13 protein-coding genes, 1 tRNA gene and 1 pseudogene are annotated in these 17229 nt (G+C 70.1%); 12 read left to right on the forward strand and 3 right to left on the reverse strand.

Features of this window, described 5'->3' with window-relative positions:
- Window positions 1–10: 10 nt before the first annotated feature.
- A complete protein-coding gene (locus tag AB0I73_RS15170) occupies window positions 11–1219 on the reverse strand; it encodes an RNA-guided endonuclease TnpB family protein (protein ID WP_363037417.1) in 1209 nt (402 codons plus the stop codon).
- A 140-nt stretch (window positions 1220–1359) separates the two neighbouring features.
- Between AB0I73_RS15170 and AB0I73_RS15175 the strand changes: the two genes are divergently transcribed.
- The 5 genes and pseudogenes from AB0I73_RS15175 to glmS all read left to right on the forward strand — a co-directional run bounded on the left by AB0I73_RS15175 (window position 1360) and on the right by glmS (window position 6994).
- Window positions 1360–1929, forward strand: a complete 570-nt coding sequence (locus tag AB0I73_RS15175) for a GNAT family N-acetyltransferase (protein WP_363037419.1) — start codon at window positions 1360–1362, stop codon at window positions 1927–1929.
- Complete coding sequence (locus AB0I73_RS15180; protein ID WP_363037420.1) at window positions 1926–3698, forward strand: IucA/IucC family siderophore biosynthesis protein; 1773 nt, start codon at window positions 1926–1928, stop codon at window positions 3696–3698. Before AB0I73_RS15175 ends, AB0I73_RS15180 begins: the two co-directional genes overlap by 4 nt.
- Window positions 3699–3762: 64 nt before the next feature.
- Window positions 3763–4718 (forward strand): annotated as a pseudogene (locus tag AB0I73_RS15185) (DUF4429 domain-containing protein).
- Between the two features lie 188 nt (window positions 4719–4906).
- Window positions 4907–5164, forward strand: a complete 258-nt coding sequence (locus AB0I73_RS15190; protein WP_030217181.1) for a hypothetical protein — start codon at window positions 4907–4909, stop codon at window positions 5162–5164.
- A gap of 12 nt (window positions 5165–5176) precedes the next feature.
- Window positions 5177–6994 carry a glutamine--fructose-6-phosphate transaminase (isomerizing) gene (gene glmS, locus AB0I73_RS15195; protein WP_363037422.1) on the forward strand — a complete coding sequence of 606 codons (1818 nt, stop codon included), beginning with the start codon at window positions 5177–5179 and terminating at the stop codon, window positions 6992–6994.
- A gap of 22 nt (window positions 6995–7016) precedes the next feature.
- Here glmS and AB0I73_RS15200 read toward each other — a convergent pair whose 3' ends face one another.
- Window positions 7017–7559: a universal stress protein gene (locus AB0I73_RS15200; RefSeq protein WP_363037423.1), complete on the reverse strand. Its 543-nt coding sequence runs from the start codon at window positions 7557–7559 to the stop codon at window positions 7017–7019.
- An 899-nt stretch (window positions 7560–8458) separates the two neighbouring features.
- Between AB0I73_RS15200 and AB0I73_RS15205 the strand changes: the two genes are divergently transcribed.
- The 3 genes from AB0I73_RS15205 (at window position 8459) to AB0I73_RS15215 (ending at window position 10694) form a co-directional block, all read left to right on the forward strand.
- Window positions 8459–9742, forward strand: a complete 1284-nt coding sequence (locus tag AB0I73_RS15205; protein ID WP_363037425.1) for a helix-turn-helix domain-containing protein — start codon at window positions 8459–8461, stop codon at window positions 9740–9742.
- 156 nt (window positions 9743–9898) lie between these two features.
- Window positions 9899–10501: an oligoribonuclease gene (gene orn, locus AB0I73_RS15210; RefSeq protein ID WP_363037427.1), complete on the forward strand. Its 603-nt coding sequence runs from the start codon at window positions 9899–9901 to the stop codon at window positions 10499–10501.
- A gap of 120 nt (window positions 10502–10621) precedes the next feature.
- Window positions 10622–10694, forward strand: a tRNA-His gene (locus AB0I73_RS15215).
- Window positions 10695–10814: 120 nt separating this feature from the next.
- Here the strand turns inward: AB0I73_RS15215 and AB0I73_RS15220 are convergent.
- The gene (locus tag AB0I73_RS15220; RefSeq protein WP_363037429.1) at window positions 10815–11870 is read right to left on the reverse strand and encodes a LacI family DNA-binding transcriptional regulator; all 1056 of its coding nucleotides are present in this window, start codon (window positions 11868–11870) and stop codon (window positions 10815–10817) included.
- Between the two features lie 338 nt (window positions 11871–12208).
- Between AB0I73_RS15220 and AB0I73_RS15225 the strand changes: the two genes are divergently transcribed.
- From AB0I73_RS15225 to AB0I73_RS15240, 4 genes are all read left to right on the forward strand, one after another.
- A complete protein-coding gene (locus tag AB0I73_RS15225; RefSeq protein WP_363037431.1) occupies window positions 12209–13567 on the forward strand; it encodes an extracellular solute-binding protein in 1359 nt (452 codons plus the stop codon).
- Window positions 13568–13572: 5 nt separating this feature from the next.
- On the forward strand, window positions 13573–14595 hold the full coding sequence (locus AB0I73_RS15230) for a sugar ABC transporter permease (RefSeq protein WP_363037504.1): 1023 nt from the start codon (window positions 13573–13575) through the stop codon (window positions 14593–14595).
- A gap of 12 nt (window positions 14596–14607) precedes the next feature.
- Window positions 14608–15519 (forward strand): carbohydrate ABC transporter permease, encoded by a 912-nt coding sequence (locus AB0I73_RS15235; RefSeq protein WP_363037433.1) that lies wholly within the window; start codon window positions 14608–14610, stop codon window positions 15517–15519.
- Between the two features lie 203 nt (window positions 15520–15722).
- The gene (locus AB0I73_RS15240; protein ID WP_363037435.1) at window positions 15723–17162 is read left to right on the forward strand and encodes a GH1 family beta-glucosidase; all 1440 of its coding nucleotides are present in this window, start codon (window positions 15723–15725) and stop codon (window positions 17160–17162) included.
- Window positions 17163–17229 lie beyond the last annotated feature (67 nt).

Here is a 17229-nt window from a genome sequence, read left to right on the forward strand (position 1 = left end):
CCTCCCCCGCCTAAAGGCGGGGGATTCCAGCGGTCGCCCGCTGGGGTTCCTGCTTCACCGACGACCGCCCCGTCCGGGAGGACTCCCGTTGAGGTCTTACACCGTCTCCACAGGCAGACGCCGCCAGCCCGGCGGCCAGAATGTTGCGTGCCGCGTTCACGTCGCGGTCATGCACGGCGCCACAGTCACACGTCCACTCGCGGACGTTCAACGGCAGCTTCTCGCGGACCGTGCCGCAGGCGCCACACAGCTTGCTGCTGGGGAAGAAGCGGTCGATCACCACGAGGTCGCGCCCGTACCAGGCGCACTTGTACTCCAGCATCGACCGGAGTTCCGTCCAGGAGGCGTCGGAGATGGCGCGCGCCAGCTTGCGGTTCTTCAGCAGGTTGCGGACGGTGAGGTCCTCGATCACGACCGTTTGGTTCTCACGGACGAGTCGAGTGGACAGCTTGTGGAGGAAGTCGCGGCGCCGGTCGGCGATCCGCGCGTGGACGCGGGCCACCTTCCGGCGGGCCTTCTCCCGGTTCGCCGAACCCTTGGCCTTCCGCGACAGCTCGCGCTGCGCGCGGGCCAGGCGGGCGCGGTCGCGGCGCTCATGCTTCGGCTTGGTGATCTTCTCTCCGGTGGACAGCGTCACGAGGGAGGTGATCCCGGCGTCGATGCCCACGGCCGCCGTGGTGGCAGGCGCGGGGGTGATGGTTTCCTCGCACAGCAAGGACACGAACCAGCGACCCGCCGCGTCTCGGGAAACCGTCACCGTCGTCGGCTCTGCCCCTTCGGGCAGAGGACGCGACCAGCGGATGTCCAGCGGGTCCGCCATCTTGGCCAGGGTCAGCTTCCCGTCGCGCCACTTGAAGGCACTACGGGTGTACTCGGCCGACGCCCGGGACTTCTTCCGGCTCTTGTACCGGGGGTACTTGGCCCGCTTGGCGAAGAAGTTCCCGAACGCCGTCTGGAGATGGCGCAGTGCCTGCTGGAGCGGGACGGAGGACACCTCGGTCAGGAAGGCGAGTTCCTCGGTCTTCTTCCACTCCGTCAGGCGTGCGGAGGACTGGACGTAGGAGATGCGGCGCTGCTCGCCGTACCAGGCCCGCGTGCGCTCCTCCAGCGCCTTGTTGTAGACGAGGCGGACGCAGCCGAACGTGCGCGACAGCTCAGCCGCCTGCTCGTCCGTGGGGTAGAAGCGGTACTTGAAAGCCCGCTTGACCTGCTGCGTCATACCTCACGTTCTATCAGTTTCCCTGTGATCGAGGTCCGTTGCTGGGACGACGGAACGATCCCCGCCGCTGCGCCGCTCCGCTCCGAGGATGCGTTTCCTCCCCGCCCTGAAGGACGGGATTTCCACGCAAGGAGACTTCGATGAACATCACCGACACCGGCGGCTACCGGTGCGCACTGGGCACCTTCACCGTTCGCCCGCTCGACCCGCTCCGGGACGCCGGACTGCTGCACTCCTGGGTCACCGATCCCAAGGCCGCGTTCTGGATGATGCAGGGCGCGAGGCTCCAGGACGTCGAGCGCGCGTACATGAGGATCGCCGCCGACGAACACCACCACGCCCACCTGGGGCTGCACGACGGTCGGCCCGCCTTCCTGATGGAGACGTACGACCCCGCCCACCGCGAGCTGGCCGGCCTGTACGAGCCGGAGCCGGGGGACGTCGGCATGCACTTCCTGGTCGCGCCCACCGACACCCCGGTGCACGGTTTCACCCGGTCCGTCATCACCGCCGTGATGGCGCACCTCTTCCGCGACCCGGCGGTCCGGCGCGTCGTCGTCGAACCGGACGTGTCCAACAAGGCGGTGCACGCCCTGAACGAGGCCGTGGGCTTCGTCCCCGTACGCGAGATCGACAAGCCGGAGAAGAGGGCCTTGCTGAGCTTCTGCACCCGCGAACGGTTCACCACGGCCACGGGGGTGGGCATATGAGCCCCGCCGACGCCGTGGACCACCTCACCCCCGAACGCTGGGAGACGGCCAACCGCCTGCTGATCCGCAAGGCGCTCGCCGAGTTCGCGCACGAGCGGCTGATCCACCCCGAGGAGACGGGCGGGGGCGGCTACGTCGTGCGCAGCGACGACGGCCTGACCGAGTACCGCTTCACCGCCGTCCGCCGCGCCCTGGACCACTGGCAGGTGGCCGCCGACTCCATCAGCCGGCACCGCGACGGGTCCGAACTCCCCCTGGTCGCCCTGGACTTCTTCATCGAGCTGCACAAGTCGCTCGGGCTGAGCGACGAGGTCCTGCCGGTGTACCTGGAGGAGATCTCCTCCACCCTCTCCGGCACCTGCTACAAGCTCGCCAAGCCGCCGGTCACCTCGGCCGAGCTGGTCGGCGCCGACTTCCAGGCCATCGAGACCGGCATGACCGAGGGCCACCCCTGCTTCGTCGCCAACAACGGGCGGCTCGGCTTCGGCATCCGGGAGTACCGCGCCTACGCGCCGGAGACGGCGAACCCGGTACGGCTGGTGTGGCTGGCGGCGCACCGCTCGCGGGCGGCGTTCACGGCCGGCGTCGGCATCGAGTACGAGTCGTTCCTGCGGCAGGAGCTGGGCGAGGACACCGTCGAGCGCTTCCACCGGACGCTCACCGACCAGGGCCTCGACCCGGCCGACTACCTCCTCATCCCCGTCCACCCCTGGCAGTGGTGGAACAAGCTCGCCGTCACCTTCGCCGCCGAGGTCGCCCGCCGCCACCTGGTGTGCCTCGGCGAGGGCGGTGACGAGTACCTGGCCCAGCAGTCCGTCCGGACCTTCTTCAACCGGTCGAACCCCGAGAAGCACTACGTGAAGACGGCTCTGTCCGTCCTCAACATGGGCTTCATGCGCGGTCTTTCGGCCGCCTACATGGAGGCCACCCCGGCGATCAACGACTGGCTGGCGCGGATCGTCGAGAACGACCCGGTACTGCGCTCCACGGGGCTGACGATCATCCGGGAGCGGGCGGCGGTCGGCTACCGGCACCTGGAGTACGAGCAGGCCACCGACCGCCACTCGCCGTACCGCAAGATGCTGGCCGCGCTGTGGCGGGAGAGCCCGGTGCCCTCGCTGCGAGACGGCGAGTCCCTCGCCACCATGGCCTCCCTGCTCCACGTGGACCACGAGGGGACGTCCTTCGCGGGCGCGCTGATCGAGCGGTCCCGGCTCGCCCCCACCGAGTGGCTGCGGCACTACCTGCGCGCCTACTACACCCCGCTGCTGCACAGTTTCTACGCCTACGACCTGGTGTTCATGCCGCACGGCGAGAACGTGGTCCTGGTGCTGGAGGACGGGGTGGTGCGGCGCGCGGTCTACAAGGACATCGCCGAGGAGATCGCGGTGCTGGACCCGGACGCGGTGCTGCCGCCGGAGGTCTCCCGCATCCGCGTGGAGGTGCCGGAGGACCAGAAGCTGCTGTCGGTCTTCACGGACGTCTTCGACTGCTTCTTCCGCTTCCTCGCCTCCGACCTCGCCTCCGCGGGCGTCCTGACCGAGGACGACTTCTGGCGGACGGTCGCGGAGACCACCCGCGAGTACCAGGCGTCGGTGCCCGAACTCGCCGACGAGTTCGCCCGGTACGACATGTTCGCCCCCGAGTTCGCACTGTCCTGCCTCAACCGGCTCCAGCTGCGCGACAACCGGCAGATGGTCGACCTCACGGACCCGTCCGGCGCGCTCCAACTGGTCGGCACCCTGAAGAACCCGATCGCGGGATTCTGACCCACCCGGCCGGGAACCGGGTCGGTGCGGACCGCCCTCCCCCGATCCGGTGAAACAATCCCCCATGGCGGAAATCATCCAGAAGGACGGAACCTGGGCCTTCGACGGGAACGCCCTGCGGCTGACTCCCGGACGGGACAAGAACGCCGGGCTGCTCCGCCGGACGCTGGGCGAACTGCTGGTCCCGCTCGGCGCGCTGGCGGGGATCTCGTTCGAGCAGGGCAGAAAGGCGGGGCGGCTCAGGCTGCGGCTGCGCGAGGGCGCCGACCCTCCCCCACTGCCTGAACGGCGTGGGGGGACCCCCAGCTGCAGGCGACCGGCGGCCGGCTCACCGAGCCGCACGATCCGTACCAGCTGGTCGTGGAGTCCGACCGGTACGGCGTCGCCGAGTACTTCACGGACGAGGTGCGAGGTGCCCTGCTGCTGGACCAGGTCCCCTCCGAGCCGGTCCAGGAGTACCTGCTGCCCGGCCCGTCCATACCGCTGTCCGCCTCCGCCGGGGACGGCTCGGTGAGCTTCGACGGGGAGCGGATCCGTCTGGAGTGGAACTGGAAGACGGAGGACGCCAAGTCCGCCGCCGGCACCCGCACCCTCGCGCTGACCGACATAGATGCCGTGGAATGGGTGCCGGCGACCGGACTGGAGAACGGCCACCTGCGTTTCGTCGTGCGCCACGCGCCCACCGAGGCCCCGGCCAAGTACGACCCCAACGCGGTGGAGCTGTGGGGCTTCAAGAAGGACCCCCTGATGGCGCTCGTCGCCGCCGCCGTCCAGGCCCGCCTGCCCCACCCGGCCGCCAGGGACTCCCCGCTCGCCCTCGGGGGCGACACCGCCCGGGACCGTTCCGGGCACGAACGCCCGGCAGAACCGGAGACCGCCCCCGGCACCTCCGCCGCCTCCGAGGACGAGCACGACGCGCTGCTGCGCCGGCTGCGCGAGCTGGGCGAACTGCACCGCTCCGGCGTCCTGACGGACGAGGAGTTCACCTTGGCCAAACAGGCCGTCCTGAAGCGGCTGTGAGTGCGCTCCGCGTCGCCGACGCGGGATGCGGTTCTCCCCGGCGTGAACGCCGGGACCTCCTCGCAGGAAACCGGTGAACGTCCACCGTCTACGGCTGCCGTCCACGAATGCCGACGCCCCGCACACTTTCCTGCCCGAAATCGGGCAGGATTCTTGCACGAGCCTCCCCGTTACCTCAGGATCGTCGGGTGCACGACGAACTGGTCGATCATCTGACGCGCTCCACGCCCCTCAGCCGGGGCGAGGCGCTGCGCGTGGTCCAGGACGTGCTCGCCTACTTCGACGAGACGACCGAGGAGTACGTCCGTCGCCGCCACCGTGAGCTCCAGGCCCAGGGCCTGGTGAACGCGACGATCTTCGAACGGATCGAGGCGGATCTCAGATATCGCGCGGTGGCCCCGCCGGAGCTCTCGCTCCGGCAGCTGCGGCGCATCGTCTACGGCTAGGAACACACCCATATGTGCGGAATCGTCGGATACATCGGCAGGCGTGATGTCGCCCCTCTGCTGCTCGAAGGCCTGCAGCGCCTGGAGTACCGGGGCTACGACTCGGCGGGCATCGCCATCACGTCGCCGAAGGCCGCCGGACTGAGGACGGTCAAGGCCAAGGGCCGGGTGCGCGAGCTGGAGGCGAAGGTCCCGGCCCGTTTCAAGGGCACCACCGGCATCGCCCACACCCGCTGGGCCACCCACGGCGCCCCCTCCGACGTGAACGCCCACCCGCACCTGGACGCCGAGGGCCGGGTCGCCGTCGTCCACAACGGCATCATCGACAACGCCGCCGACCTGCGCCGCAAGCTGGAGGCGGACGGCGTCGAGTTCCTCTCGGAGACGGACACCGAGGTCCTCACCCACCTGATCGCCCGCTCGCAGGCCGAGAAGCTGGAGGACAAGGTCCGCGAGACGGTGCGGGTCATCGAGGGCACCTACGGCATCGCCGTGCTGCACGCCGACTTCCCGGACCGCATCGTGGTGGCCCGCAACGGTTCGCCCGTGGTGCTCGGCATCGGCGAGAAGGAGATGTTCGTCGCCTCGGACATAGCCGCCCTGGTCACCCACACCCGGCAGATCGTCACCCTCGACGACGGCGAGATGGCCACCCTCAAGGCCGACGACTTCCGCACCTACACCACCGAGGGCACCCGTACGACGACCGAGCCGACCACCGTGGAGTGGGAGGCCGCCTCGTACGACATGGGTGGCCACGACACCTACATGCACAAGGAGATCCACGAGCAGGCCGAGGCCGTGGACCGGGTGCTGCGGGGCCGTATCGACGACCGCTTCTCCACGGTGCGCCTCGGCGGCCTGAACCTGGACGCCCGTGAGGCGCGCCGGATCCGCCGGGTGAAGATCCTCGGCTGCGGCACCTCGTACCATGCGGGGCTGATCGGCGCCCAGATGATCGAGGAGCTCGCCCGTATCCCGGCCGACGCCGAGCCGGCCTCCGAGTTCCGTTACCGCAACGCGGTCGTCGACCCCGACGCGCTGTACGTCGCGGTGTCCCAGTCGGGTGAGACGTACGACGTGCTGGCGGCGGTGCAGGAGCTGAAGCGCAAGGGCGCGCGGGTGCTGGGCGTGGTGAACGTCGTCGGTTCCGCGATCGCCCGCGAGGCGGACGGCGGCATGTACGTGCACGCCGGTCCCGAGGTCTGCGTGGTGTCCACGAAGTGCTTCACCAACACCACGGTCGCCTTCGCCCTCCTCGCCCTGCACCTGGGCCGCACCCGCGACCTGTCCGTGAGCGACGGCAAGCGGATCATCGAGGGGCTGCGCAGGCTGCCGGGGCAGATCACCGAGATCCTGGAGCAGGAGGAGGAGATCAGGAAGCTGGCCCTGCAGTACGCGGAGGCCCGCTCGATGCTCTTCATCGGCCGGGTCCGGGGCTACCCGGTGGCCCGTGAGGCGTCCCTGAAGCTCAAGGAGGTCTCCTACATCCACGCGGAGGCCTACCCGGCGTCCGAGCTCAAGCACGGCCCGCTGGCCCTGATCGAGCCCGCGCTGCCCACGGTGGCGATCGTCCCCGACGACGACCTGCTGGAGAAGAACCGCGCGGCCCTGGAGGAGATCAAGGCCCGCAGCGGACCGATCATGGCGGTCGCCCACCAGGAGCAGGAGAAGGCCGACCACACCGTCGTCGTCCCGAAGAACGAGGACGAACTGGACCCCATCCTCATGGGCATCCCGCTCCAACTCCTCGCCTACCACACGGCGTTGGCCCTGGGCAGGGACATCGACAAGCCGAGGAACCTCGCCAAGTCGGTCACGGTCGAGTAGGCCTGTCCGACGGGCCCGCGCCTCAGGGGATGACCACCACGGGGCGCTGGGCCCGCTTGGCGAGCCGACCGGCGACGGAGCCGAAGAGCCGGCCCACCAGACCGTGGGTGGAGCCGACGACGATCGCGTCGGCCTCGTACTCCCGGCCGACCTCCTCGAGTTCGTGGCAGATGTCGCCGCCGCGCTCGACCAGGATCCAGGGCACCTCGGTGAGGTGGTCCGCGCAGGCCAGCTCGAGGCCGAGGACCTCGGTGCGGTGGTCCGGGACGTCGACGAAGACCGGCGGCTCGCAGCCCGCCCACACCGTGGTGGGCAGCCGGTTGGCGACATGGACGATGATCAGCGCGGAGCCGAAGCGCCGGGCCATGCCGATCGCGTAGGCGAGGGCCCGCTCACTGGAGGTGGAGCCGTCGAAGCCGACGACCACACCGTGCCGGAACGCGGGATCGCACGGACGGCGCGACTTTTCCGCGCCCAGGGGGTCGGCCCCGAGCGGCTCGGCCGCCGTGGGGTCGGCGAGGGGTCGCTTACGGTCCGCGGGTTCGAAGAATTCGTGACCGGCCATGGCTGTCTCGGCGTTGTGATCCTTGTGATGGGTGACGACAGGGTGCGTCGGAGCTGTGTCCGGGAATCATCTTCCCAACCCCATACCCCCAAGGGTACGGCGGTACGCGTTATCGGCCCAGACCCCCGACCGAGCCGGCCGACGGGTTTTCCGGAGCATGCCCGAGGAAGCGCCCGTCACGCAATGGTCGCTGCGCCCTACAGGCGGTTTGCACGGGGTGGGCCGAGCCCCGAGAGTGTCCCCGTGTGCCGTGTGGTGACCGGCACCCCGCCCGCGCGTCGACCCCGTGGGCCACGCCACAGGGAGCCCCTCACGTCCGGTCCCCGCCCCGCCGCCGGGGCGGACCGCGCACCGGCCTCTTCCGGGGAGCCTTCGCGCCGGGACTCCTCCCGGGGTCCGATCACCGACGTGGTCCGCCCTGCGGCGTTCAGCCGTCCGCCGGCGCCGGTCGCCCTGTTCCGGTGCGGCTCCGAGCGGGCGGCGCGGGATGGCGGGGATACACCGGTCGCATGACCGGTTTCCGCGCCCACGGGCATATGTTTTCAGCCAACTTCCGCAACCTGTGCATCTCCTGCCGTGGCCACCCCCCAACCCTCGTTCGACCTGCACAAAAAGGGGTCGGCAGCCCCTGCGCACCCTACGGGGATTAGCCACCACGACAAGGCGCACTTCCCTGCACGGCCCACGAGTGCGACCCTTCGTGATCGAATGCTTCACGCCAAGTTGCCAAGTCGACAATGCGCCGGGACCGAACTGGCCACCCGGGCACGACGGGACACAGTAGATTCGATCTTGACTGTCTTACGGCGGGGGACTCGTGCAGGACCGAGGGGAAACGTGTTGGAGCGACAGACCCGAAAGGATCAGGGCGCCGCGACCACCGAGGGGGGCTTAGCAGTATGAGCCACGACTCCACTGCCGCGCCGGAGATCGCGGCCCGGAAACTCGCCGGGCGACGCCGCAAGGAGATCGTCGCCGTGCTGCTGTTCAGCGGCGGTCCCATCTTCGAGAGTTCCATACCGCTGTCGGTGTTCGGGGTTGACCGCCAGGACGCCGGCGTACCGCGCTACCGACTGCTGGTGAGCGCCGGAGAGGGGGGCCCGCTGCGGACCACGGGGGGCCTCGAACTCACCGCGCCGCACGGCCTGGAGGCGATCGCCCGCGCGGGCACCGTCGTCGTGCCCGCCTGGCGTTCGATCACCTCGCCGCCGCCGGACGACGCGCTCGAAGCGCTGCGCCGCGCCCACGAGGAGGGCGCCCGCATCGTCGGGCTGTGCACCGGCGCCTTCGTGCTCGCGGCGGCCGGCCTGCTGGACGGCCGTCCGGCGACCACCCACTGGATGTACGCGCCGACGCTGGCGAAACGCTATCCGTCGGTGCACGTCGATCCGCGCGAACTCTTCGTGGACGACGGCGACGTGCTGACGTCGGCGGGTACGGCGGCCGGAATCGATCTGTGCCTGCACATCGTGCGCACGGATCACGGCAACGAGGCGGCGGGGGCACTCGCCCGGCGCCTCGTCGTCCCACCGCGCCGGACGGGTGGTCAGGAGCGCTATCTCGACAGGTCTTTACCCGAGGAGATCGGCGCCGACCCGCTCGCCGAGGTCGTCGCCTGGGCGCTGGAGCACCTCCACGAACAGTTCGACGTGGAGACGCTGGCGGCACGCGCGTACATGAGCCGTCGTACGTTCGACCGCCGCTTCCGCTCGCTGACCGGCAGCGCGCCGCTGCAGTGGCTGATCACGCAGCGGGTGCTGCAGGCCCAGCGCCTGCTGGAGACGTCCGACTACTCGGTGGACGAGGTCGCGGGCCGCTGCGGCTTCCGCTCACCGGTCGCGCTGCGGGGCCACTTCCGGCGCCAGCTGGGTTCGTCCCCGGCCGCCTACCGGGCCGCGTACCGCGCGCGACGCCCCCAGGCCGAGCGGAACCAGGGCGCCGACGGCATCCCGAACACCCCGGGAGCCGTCCCGTCCGGCCCGGCGCACCAGCACGGGCACCCGGGACAGGCCGGCCCGGCGTCCGCCGCACCGCACCCGGACAACTCCGTCCCGCACCAGTCCCGGCGTGCGGCGGCCGCGAGCACCCTGGGCGGGCCGTCCCTGACGGCCTCGGCGGACCTCGGCCGCGAGGCGTACGTCCCCACGCGGGCGAGCGTGCCGGGACAGCGCAGCGCGCCGTGAGGCGGACCTGAGACAGGAGCGCGACGGGAACACGGTAATCAGCCGACGGGCCGGGTCGGGGACGGAAGTCTCCGGCCCGGCCCGCCTCTCCGTCCGCATCACTCACCCGGTCCCCGACGGGTCACCTGCGCTCCCGCGCGCCGTAAGGTTAGACATATGAACGATCGCATGGTGTGGATCGACTGCGAGATGACCGGCCTCTCGCTGTCCGACGACGCGCTCATCGAGGTGGCCGCCCTCGTCACCGACTCCGAGCTGAACGTGCTCGGCGACGGTGTGGACATCGTCATCCGCCCGCCGGAAGGGGCCCTGGAGACGATGCCGGAGGTGGTGCGTGAGATGCACACCGCGTCCGGGCTGCTCGCCGAGCTGGCGGACGGCACGACGCTCGAGGACGCCGAGCGGCGCGTCCTCGCGTACGTGAAGGAACACGTCAAGGAGCCCGGCAAGGCGCCCCTGTGCGGCAACTCCGTCGGCACGGACCGCGGATTCCTGCTGCGGGACATGCCGACGCTGGAGGACTACCTGCACTACCGCATCGTGGACGTGTCGAGCATCAAGGAGCTGGCGCGCCGCTGGTACCCGAGGGCTTATTTCAACAGCCCCGAGAAGAACGGCAACCACCGCGCGCTGGCCGACATCCGCGAGTCCATCGCGGAGCTGCGCTACTACCGCGAGGCCGTCTTCGTGCCGCAGCCCGGCCCCGACTCCGACACCGCGAAGAAGATCGCCGCCAAGCACGTCCTGCCTGCTCAGTAGGCGTGTGAGGCGGTCGTCCGAAGGGCGCCGCGAAACCCTGGCGCGAGCACCCCTTCGGACCAGGTACACTTTTTCTCGGCCGGTCGGGGAAGACACCGATCTTCACCGGTACCGGCCGTGGTGGGTGTAGCTCAGCTGGTAGAGCACCTGGTTGTGGTCCAGGATGTCGCGGGTTCAAGTCCCGTCACTCACCCTGAAGGATCAAGGGCCGGCCCGTGAGAACGGGTCGGCCCTTGATCTGTTTCACAGGGCTCGGGAACAGTCGGCCTCCCGCCGGCCCGGGGCCCACCTGCCCCGGGCCCCGCGACCCACGTCAGGACGAGGCGCGCTCCACCAGTTCCGTGGCCAGGACCACCTGACGTCGTTCCAGCCCGCGTGAGGCGGGCGGGCGGCGGTCGGCGATCTCGGCGAGGAGGAGGTCGATCATCCGGTGGCCCATCTCCTCTATGGGCTGGCGCACGCTGGTCAGCGGCGGGTCCATGTGGCGGGCGATGGCGGAGTCGTCGTAGCCGACCAGGGCCACGTCGTCGGGGATGCGGCGGCCCGCCTCGCGCAGCGCGTGCCGGGCACCGGCGGCGGTCACGTCGGAGGCGGCGAAGACCGCGTCCAGGTCGGGGCGGCGCTCCAGCAGGGCCGCCATCGCGTGCCGGCCGCCCTCCTCGGAGAAGTCGCCCGCCTCGATCAGCAGGTCGTCCACCGCGTGGCCCGCGTCCCGCAGGGCGTCACGGTAGCCGTCGACGCGCCGCTGGGCGCCGTACACGTCGAGGCGGCCGGTGATGTGGGCGATACGGTGCCGGCCCCGGCCGATGAGGTGCTCGACTGCCTGACGGGCGCCGTCGTAGTTGTCCGAGTCGACCGAGGTCAGGGTCTCCGCGGCCGACCGGGGGCCGCTGATCACGGCCGGGATCTCCAGCCGGGCGAGCATGTCGGGCAGCGGGTCGTCGGCGTGCACGGAGACCAGCAGCACGCCGTCCACGCGGTGCGCGGCCAGATAGTCGGCGAGCCGCTGCCGCTCCCGGTCGCTGCCCGCGAAGATCAGCAGCAGCTGCATCTCGGTGTCGGAGAGCGCCGCCCCCACGCCGCGCAGCATGTCCGAGAAGTACGGTTCGGCGAAGAACCGGGTCTCCGGTTCGGGCACGACCAGCGCGATCGCGTCGGTGCGGTTGGCGGCCAGCGCGCGGGCGGCCGTGTTCGGGACGTAACCGAGCTCGGCGACGGCGGCCTCCACGGCGGCCCGGGTGGCGTCGCTCACCCGGGGTGACCCGTTGATCACCCGGGAGACCGTGCCCCGGCCGACACCGGCGCGCGCCGCCACCTCTTCGAGGGTGGGCCGGCCACCGCTGCGGCCCCGCGCTCCGTGGCTCGCCATCTGCGCCCCGCCTTCCGTCCTGTGCCCTGCCGGCCTGCTGGCCTGGAATCTAACAGCCCCGCCGGCAGTGGCGACCACCGTCCGACCCTCGGGACATCCCCGGTGAGGCCCGGGCGCCGACTAACGGCCTTATAACTGAAGGCAGTTCTCCGCGTCCGGTCCCTTGACACCCTCGCCCGGACCCGCAACCCTTCAACACATCACTTGTGGGAGCGCTCCCACGGTACCTGACACATACACAACCCGCACGTTCCCCGCCCGAGCCGCAGCACGCAACAGACGGGCCCAACAAAGCCGTTGGCCGGGGGGTCGGCACGTCAGGGCAACAGGAGGACGCAATGCGAGCACGTACCCTCCCCCTCTCTCGGCAGCGCACGGGCGGGGGGAAGCCCTTCACCCGCAAGGCGCTGGCCGTCGCGGCCGTGGTGTCGCTGGGCACCGGGCTGCTGGCCGGCTGTGCCGACGACGGCGGAGACGGCGACTCCGACTCCTCGTCGGGCGGCAAGGGCAAGACCACGATCACGCTGGGCCTGTTCGGCACCTTCGGCTTCAAGGAAGCCGGTCTCTACGCCGAGTACGAGAAGCTGAACCCGGACATCAAGATCGCCGAGAACGTCGTCGAGCGCAACGAGAACTACTACCCGGCGCTGCTCAACCACCTCACCACCAACAGCGGTCTGCAGGACGTCCAGGCCGTCGAAGTCGGCAACATCGCCGAGATCGTGGAGACCCAGGCCGGCAAGCTCGAGGACCTCTCCAAGGCCGAGGGCGTGAACAAGAGCGACTGGCTCGAGTGGAAGTGGGAGCAGGCCACCACCAAGGACGGCCAGACCGTCGGCCTGGGCACCGACATCGGCCCGATGGCGATCTGCTACCGCAAGGACCTGTTCGAGAAGGCGGGCCTGCCGACCGACCGCGAAGAACTCGGCAAGCTGTGGGCCGGCGACTGGGCCAAGCTGATCGAGGTCGGTGAGGACTACCAGAAGAAGGCGCCCAAGGGCACCACCTTCATGGACTCCCCCGGCGGTCTGATGAGCGCCATCCTCAGCAGTGAGGAGAAGCGCTTCTACGACTCCTCCGGCGAGGTCATCTACAAGACCAACCCCGCCGTCAAGAAGGCCTTCGACATGACCGCGAAGGCCGCCGAGGACGGGCTGGTCGGCGCCCAGACGCAGTTCCAGCCCTCGTGGGACCAGACGATCGCCAACAACAAGTTCGCCGCGATGTCCTGCCCGCCCTGGATGCTCGGCTACATCAAGGGCAAGTCCCAGCCGGACGCCGCGGGCAAGTGGGACGTGGCCCTGCCCCCCAAGGCCGGCAACTGGGGCGGCTCCTTCCTGACCGTGCCCAAGAGCGCCAAGAACGTCGAGGAGGCCAAGAAGCTCGTCGCCTGGCTGACCGCGCCCGAACAGCAGGCGAAGCTGTTCGAGGTGCAGGGCAGCTTCCCGAGTGCCCAGACCATCTTCGACAGCCCCGAAGTGACCGGTGCGGTGAACGAGATGACCGGCGACGCCCCGATCGGTGAGGTCTTCGCCGAGGCCGCCAAGCAGATCCCGGTCCAGGTCATCGGCCCGAAGGACCAGATCATCTCGCAGGGCCTGGGCGACAACGGCGTCATTCTGGTGACCAAGGGCAAGTCGCCGAAGGAAGCCTGGGAGACGGCCGTCAAGACCATCGACAACAACCTGGACAAGTGACCCGGATGTCCACCCGCCACGACACCGCCGCGTCCCCCGTCAAGGGGGGCGCGGCCCCGGGCCGCCCGTCCGGGGGCACCGCGTCCGAGAGTTCCGGGGACAAGGAGGAGCGGCGCCGGCGCAAGCTGTCCCGCCGCTGGCAGCGGGACGTGCGCTGGAGCCCGTACGCCTTCGTCGCGCCGTTCTTCCTGCTGTTCCTCGCCTTCGGCCTGTTCCCGCTGGTCTACACCGGCTGGGCCTCGCTGCACCAGGTGGAGCTGACCGCCCCGACCGACATGAACTGGGTCGGGCTGAAGAACTACACCCGGATCTTCGACGACGACTTCTTCTGGAACGCGGCGAAGAACACGCTGACCATCGGCATCATCTCGACCGTTCCGCAGTTGCTGATGGCGATGGGCATCGCCCACATCCTCAACTACAAGCTGCGTGCCTCGACCTTCTACCGGGTCGCGATGCTCGCCCCGTACGCCACCTCGATCGCCGCCGCCTCCCTGGTGTTCGTGCTGCTCTTCGGGCGTGACTACGGGATGATCAACTGGGCGCTGGACTTCGTCGGGATCGACCCGATCGCCTGGCAGGACGACAAGTGGCCCGGGCAGTTCGCCGTCTCGACGATCATCATCTGGCGCTGGACCGGTTACAACGCGCTGATCTACCTGGCCGCGATGCAGGCGATCCCACAGGACCTGTACGAGTCGGCGGCGCTGGACGGCGCCAGCCGCTGGCAGCAGTTCCTGCACGTGACGCTGCCGTCGCTGCGCCCGACGATCCTGTTCACGGTGGTCGTCTCCACGATCGGCGCCAGCCAGGTCTTCGGCGAGCCGCTGCTGTTCGACCCCAACAAGGGCGCGTCCGGCGGTGCGGAGCACCAGTTCCAGACGCTCGGCCTGTACCTGTACGAACAGGGCTGGATCAACCAGCACCTGGGCCGTGCCTCGGCGATCGCCTGGGTGATGTTCCTGATCCTGATCGTCATCGGCATCATCAACTACGTCATCTCGCGCCGGCTGCGCGCCAGCAGTTAAGGAGTTGTGGCCGTGACGACGACTGTGACGCCCCCGCCACCCGAGACCACGTCCGCCAAGGAGCAGAGGCGCTCCCGTCTGCCGAAGTCCGCGCGGGCCGGCGGCACCCTGCACGGCGGCCCGATCGCGTACGCGATCCTGATCGTGTTCACGATCGTCTCGTTGTTCCCGCTGGTGTGGACCGCGATCGCCGCCTCCCGGGACACCCAGCGCCTCGCGCAGACCCCGCCGCCGTTCTGGTTCGGCTCGAACCTGTTCAAGAACCTGGAGATCGCCTGGACCGAAGCCAACCTCGGTGAGGCGTTCCTCAACACCACGATCGTGGCGGGCATTTCGGCGGTGACCGTCGTCATCCTGTCGACGATCGCCGGATTCGCCTTCGCCAAGCTGCGCTTCCGGGGCCGGGGCGCGCTGATGCTGCTCGTGATCGGCACCATGATGGTCCCGCCGCAACTGAGCATCATCCCGCTGTACATGATGGTCGCCAAACTGGACTGGACCGACCAGCTGCAGGCCGTGATCTTCCCGTCGCTGGTGAGCGCGTTCGGCGTGTTCTTCATGCGGCAGTACCTGCTCCAGGCGCTGCCGGACGAGGTCATCGAGGCCGCCCGGGTCGACGGCGCGAGCAGCTGGCGCGTGGTGTGGCACGTGGTGTTCCCGGCGGCGCGGCCGGCGATGGCCGTGCTGGGCATGCTGATGTTCGTGCAGACCTGGAACGACTTCCTGTGGCCGTTCCTCGTCCTGACCCAGTCCGGCAACCCGACCGTGCAGGTCGCGGTCGCGGGCCTCGGCCGCGGATTCACCCCCGACCAGTCCCTGATCATGGCGGGTGCCCTGCTGGGCACACTGCCGCTGCTGCTGGTCTTCGCCGTCTTCGGCAAGCAGATCGTGGGCGGCATCATGCAGGGGGCGGTCAAGGGCTGACTCCGTCTGCCGATCTCTCCCACCAGGGGGCCGGGTCACCGACGCCTCGGCCCCTGCTCGTCCCCGCGCCGTCCCCTCCCGCCCTTCCCCCTTCCCCTCCTTCTCTCCCTCCCCCTCCCTCCCCCTCCCTCCCTCTCTTCTCCTCTTCTCACCTCTGATCCTGACTCGCAGGTCCCTCCACGACCGCCTATGGGAGCGCTTCCATGACTGACTCCACCACGCCGGTGACCCCGGCGGCCTTCCCCCCCGCCTTCCTCTGGGGCGCCGCGACCTCCGCCTACCAGATCGAGGGCGCGGTGCGGGAGGACGGTCGTACGCCGTCCATCTGGGACACCTTCAGCCACACGCCGGGCAAGACCGCCGGCGGCGACACCGGTGACATCGCTGTCGACCACTACCACCGCTACCGCGACGACGTGGCGTTGATGGCGGAACTGGGCCTGGGTGCCTACCGCTTCTCCGTCTCCTGGCCCCGGGTGCAGCCGACCGGCCGCGGCCCGGCCGTACAGCGCGGCCTGGACTTCTACCGCCGGCTGGTCGACGAGCTGTTGGCTCACGGCATCAAACCGGCCGTCACCCTCTACCACTGGGACCTGCCGCAGGAGCTGGAGGACGCGGGCGGCTGGCCGGAGCGCGACACCGCGTACCGCTTCGCCGAGTACGCGCAGATCGTCGGTGAGGCGCTCGGCGACCGGGTGGAGCAGTGGATCACGCTCAACGAGCCCTGGTGCAGCGCGTTCCTGGGCTACGCCTCCGGCGTGCACGCGCCGGGGCGTACCGACCCGGTGGCCTCGCTGCGGGCCGCCCACCACCTGAACCTGGCCCACGGACTGGGCGCCAAGGCGCTGCGGTCCGTGATGCCGGCCCGCAACTCGATCGCGATCAGCCTCAACTCCGCGGTGGTCCGGCCCCTCTCCCCCGGCGACCCGGCGGACCTGGCGGCGGCGCGCAAGATCGACGACCTGGCCAACGGCATCTTCCACGGCCCGATCCTGAAGGGCGCCTACCCCGAGTCGCTGTTGACGGCGACCTCGTCGCTGACGGACTGGTCGTGCATCCAGGACGGCGACCTGGACCTGATCCACCAGCCGCTGGACGCACTGGGCCTCAACTACTACACGCCCACCCTGGTCTCGGCTGCGGACCCGGACGCGGAGGGATCGCGGGCCGACGGTCACGGGGCGAGCGAGCACTCGCCGTGGCCGGCCGCGGACGACGTGGCCTTCCACCAGGCGCCCGGGGAGCGCACCGAGATGGGCTGGTCCGTCGACCCGACCGGGCTGCACGAGTTGATCATGCGGTACACCCGGGACGCGCCCGGCCTGCCGCTCCACGTCACCGAGAACGGCGCCGCCTACGACGACAAGCCCGGCGCCGACGGCACGGTGCACGACCCGGAGCGGATCGCCTACCTGCACGGCCATCTCGCCGCGGTCCGCCGGGCCATCACCGACGGCGCGGACGTGCGCGGCTACTACCTGTGGTCCCTGCTGGACAACTTCGAGTGGGCGTACGGCTACGAGAAGCGCTTCGGCGCGGTCTACGTCGACTACGCCTCCCAGGAACGCACTCCGAAGGCCAGCGCCCTCTGGTACAGCCGGGCGGCCAAATCGGGCGCCCTGCCGGGGCCGGAAGCCGTCTGACCCTCCCGGGAACGGGGGGCGGGAGAGCGGGGGAACCGGGGGAAGCGGGGCGCGGCGCTCTGGGGAG

It is taken from the genome of Streptomyces sp. NPDC050388 (assembly GCF_040655635.1).
Taxonomy (GTDB): domain Bacteria; phylum Actinomycetota; class Actinomycetes; order Streptomycetales; family Streptomycetaceae; genus Streptomyces.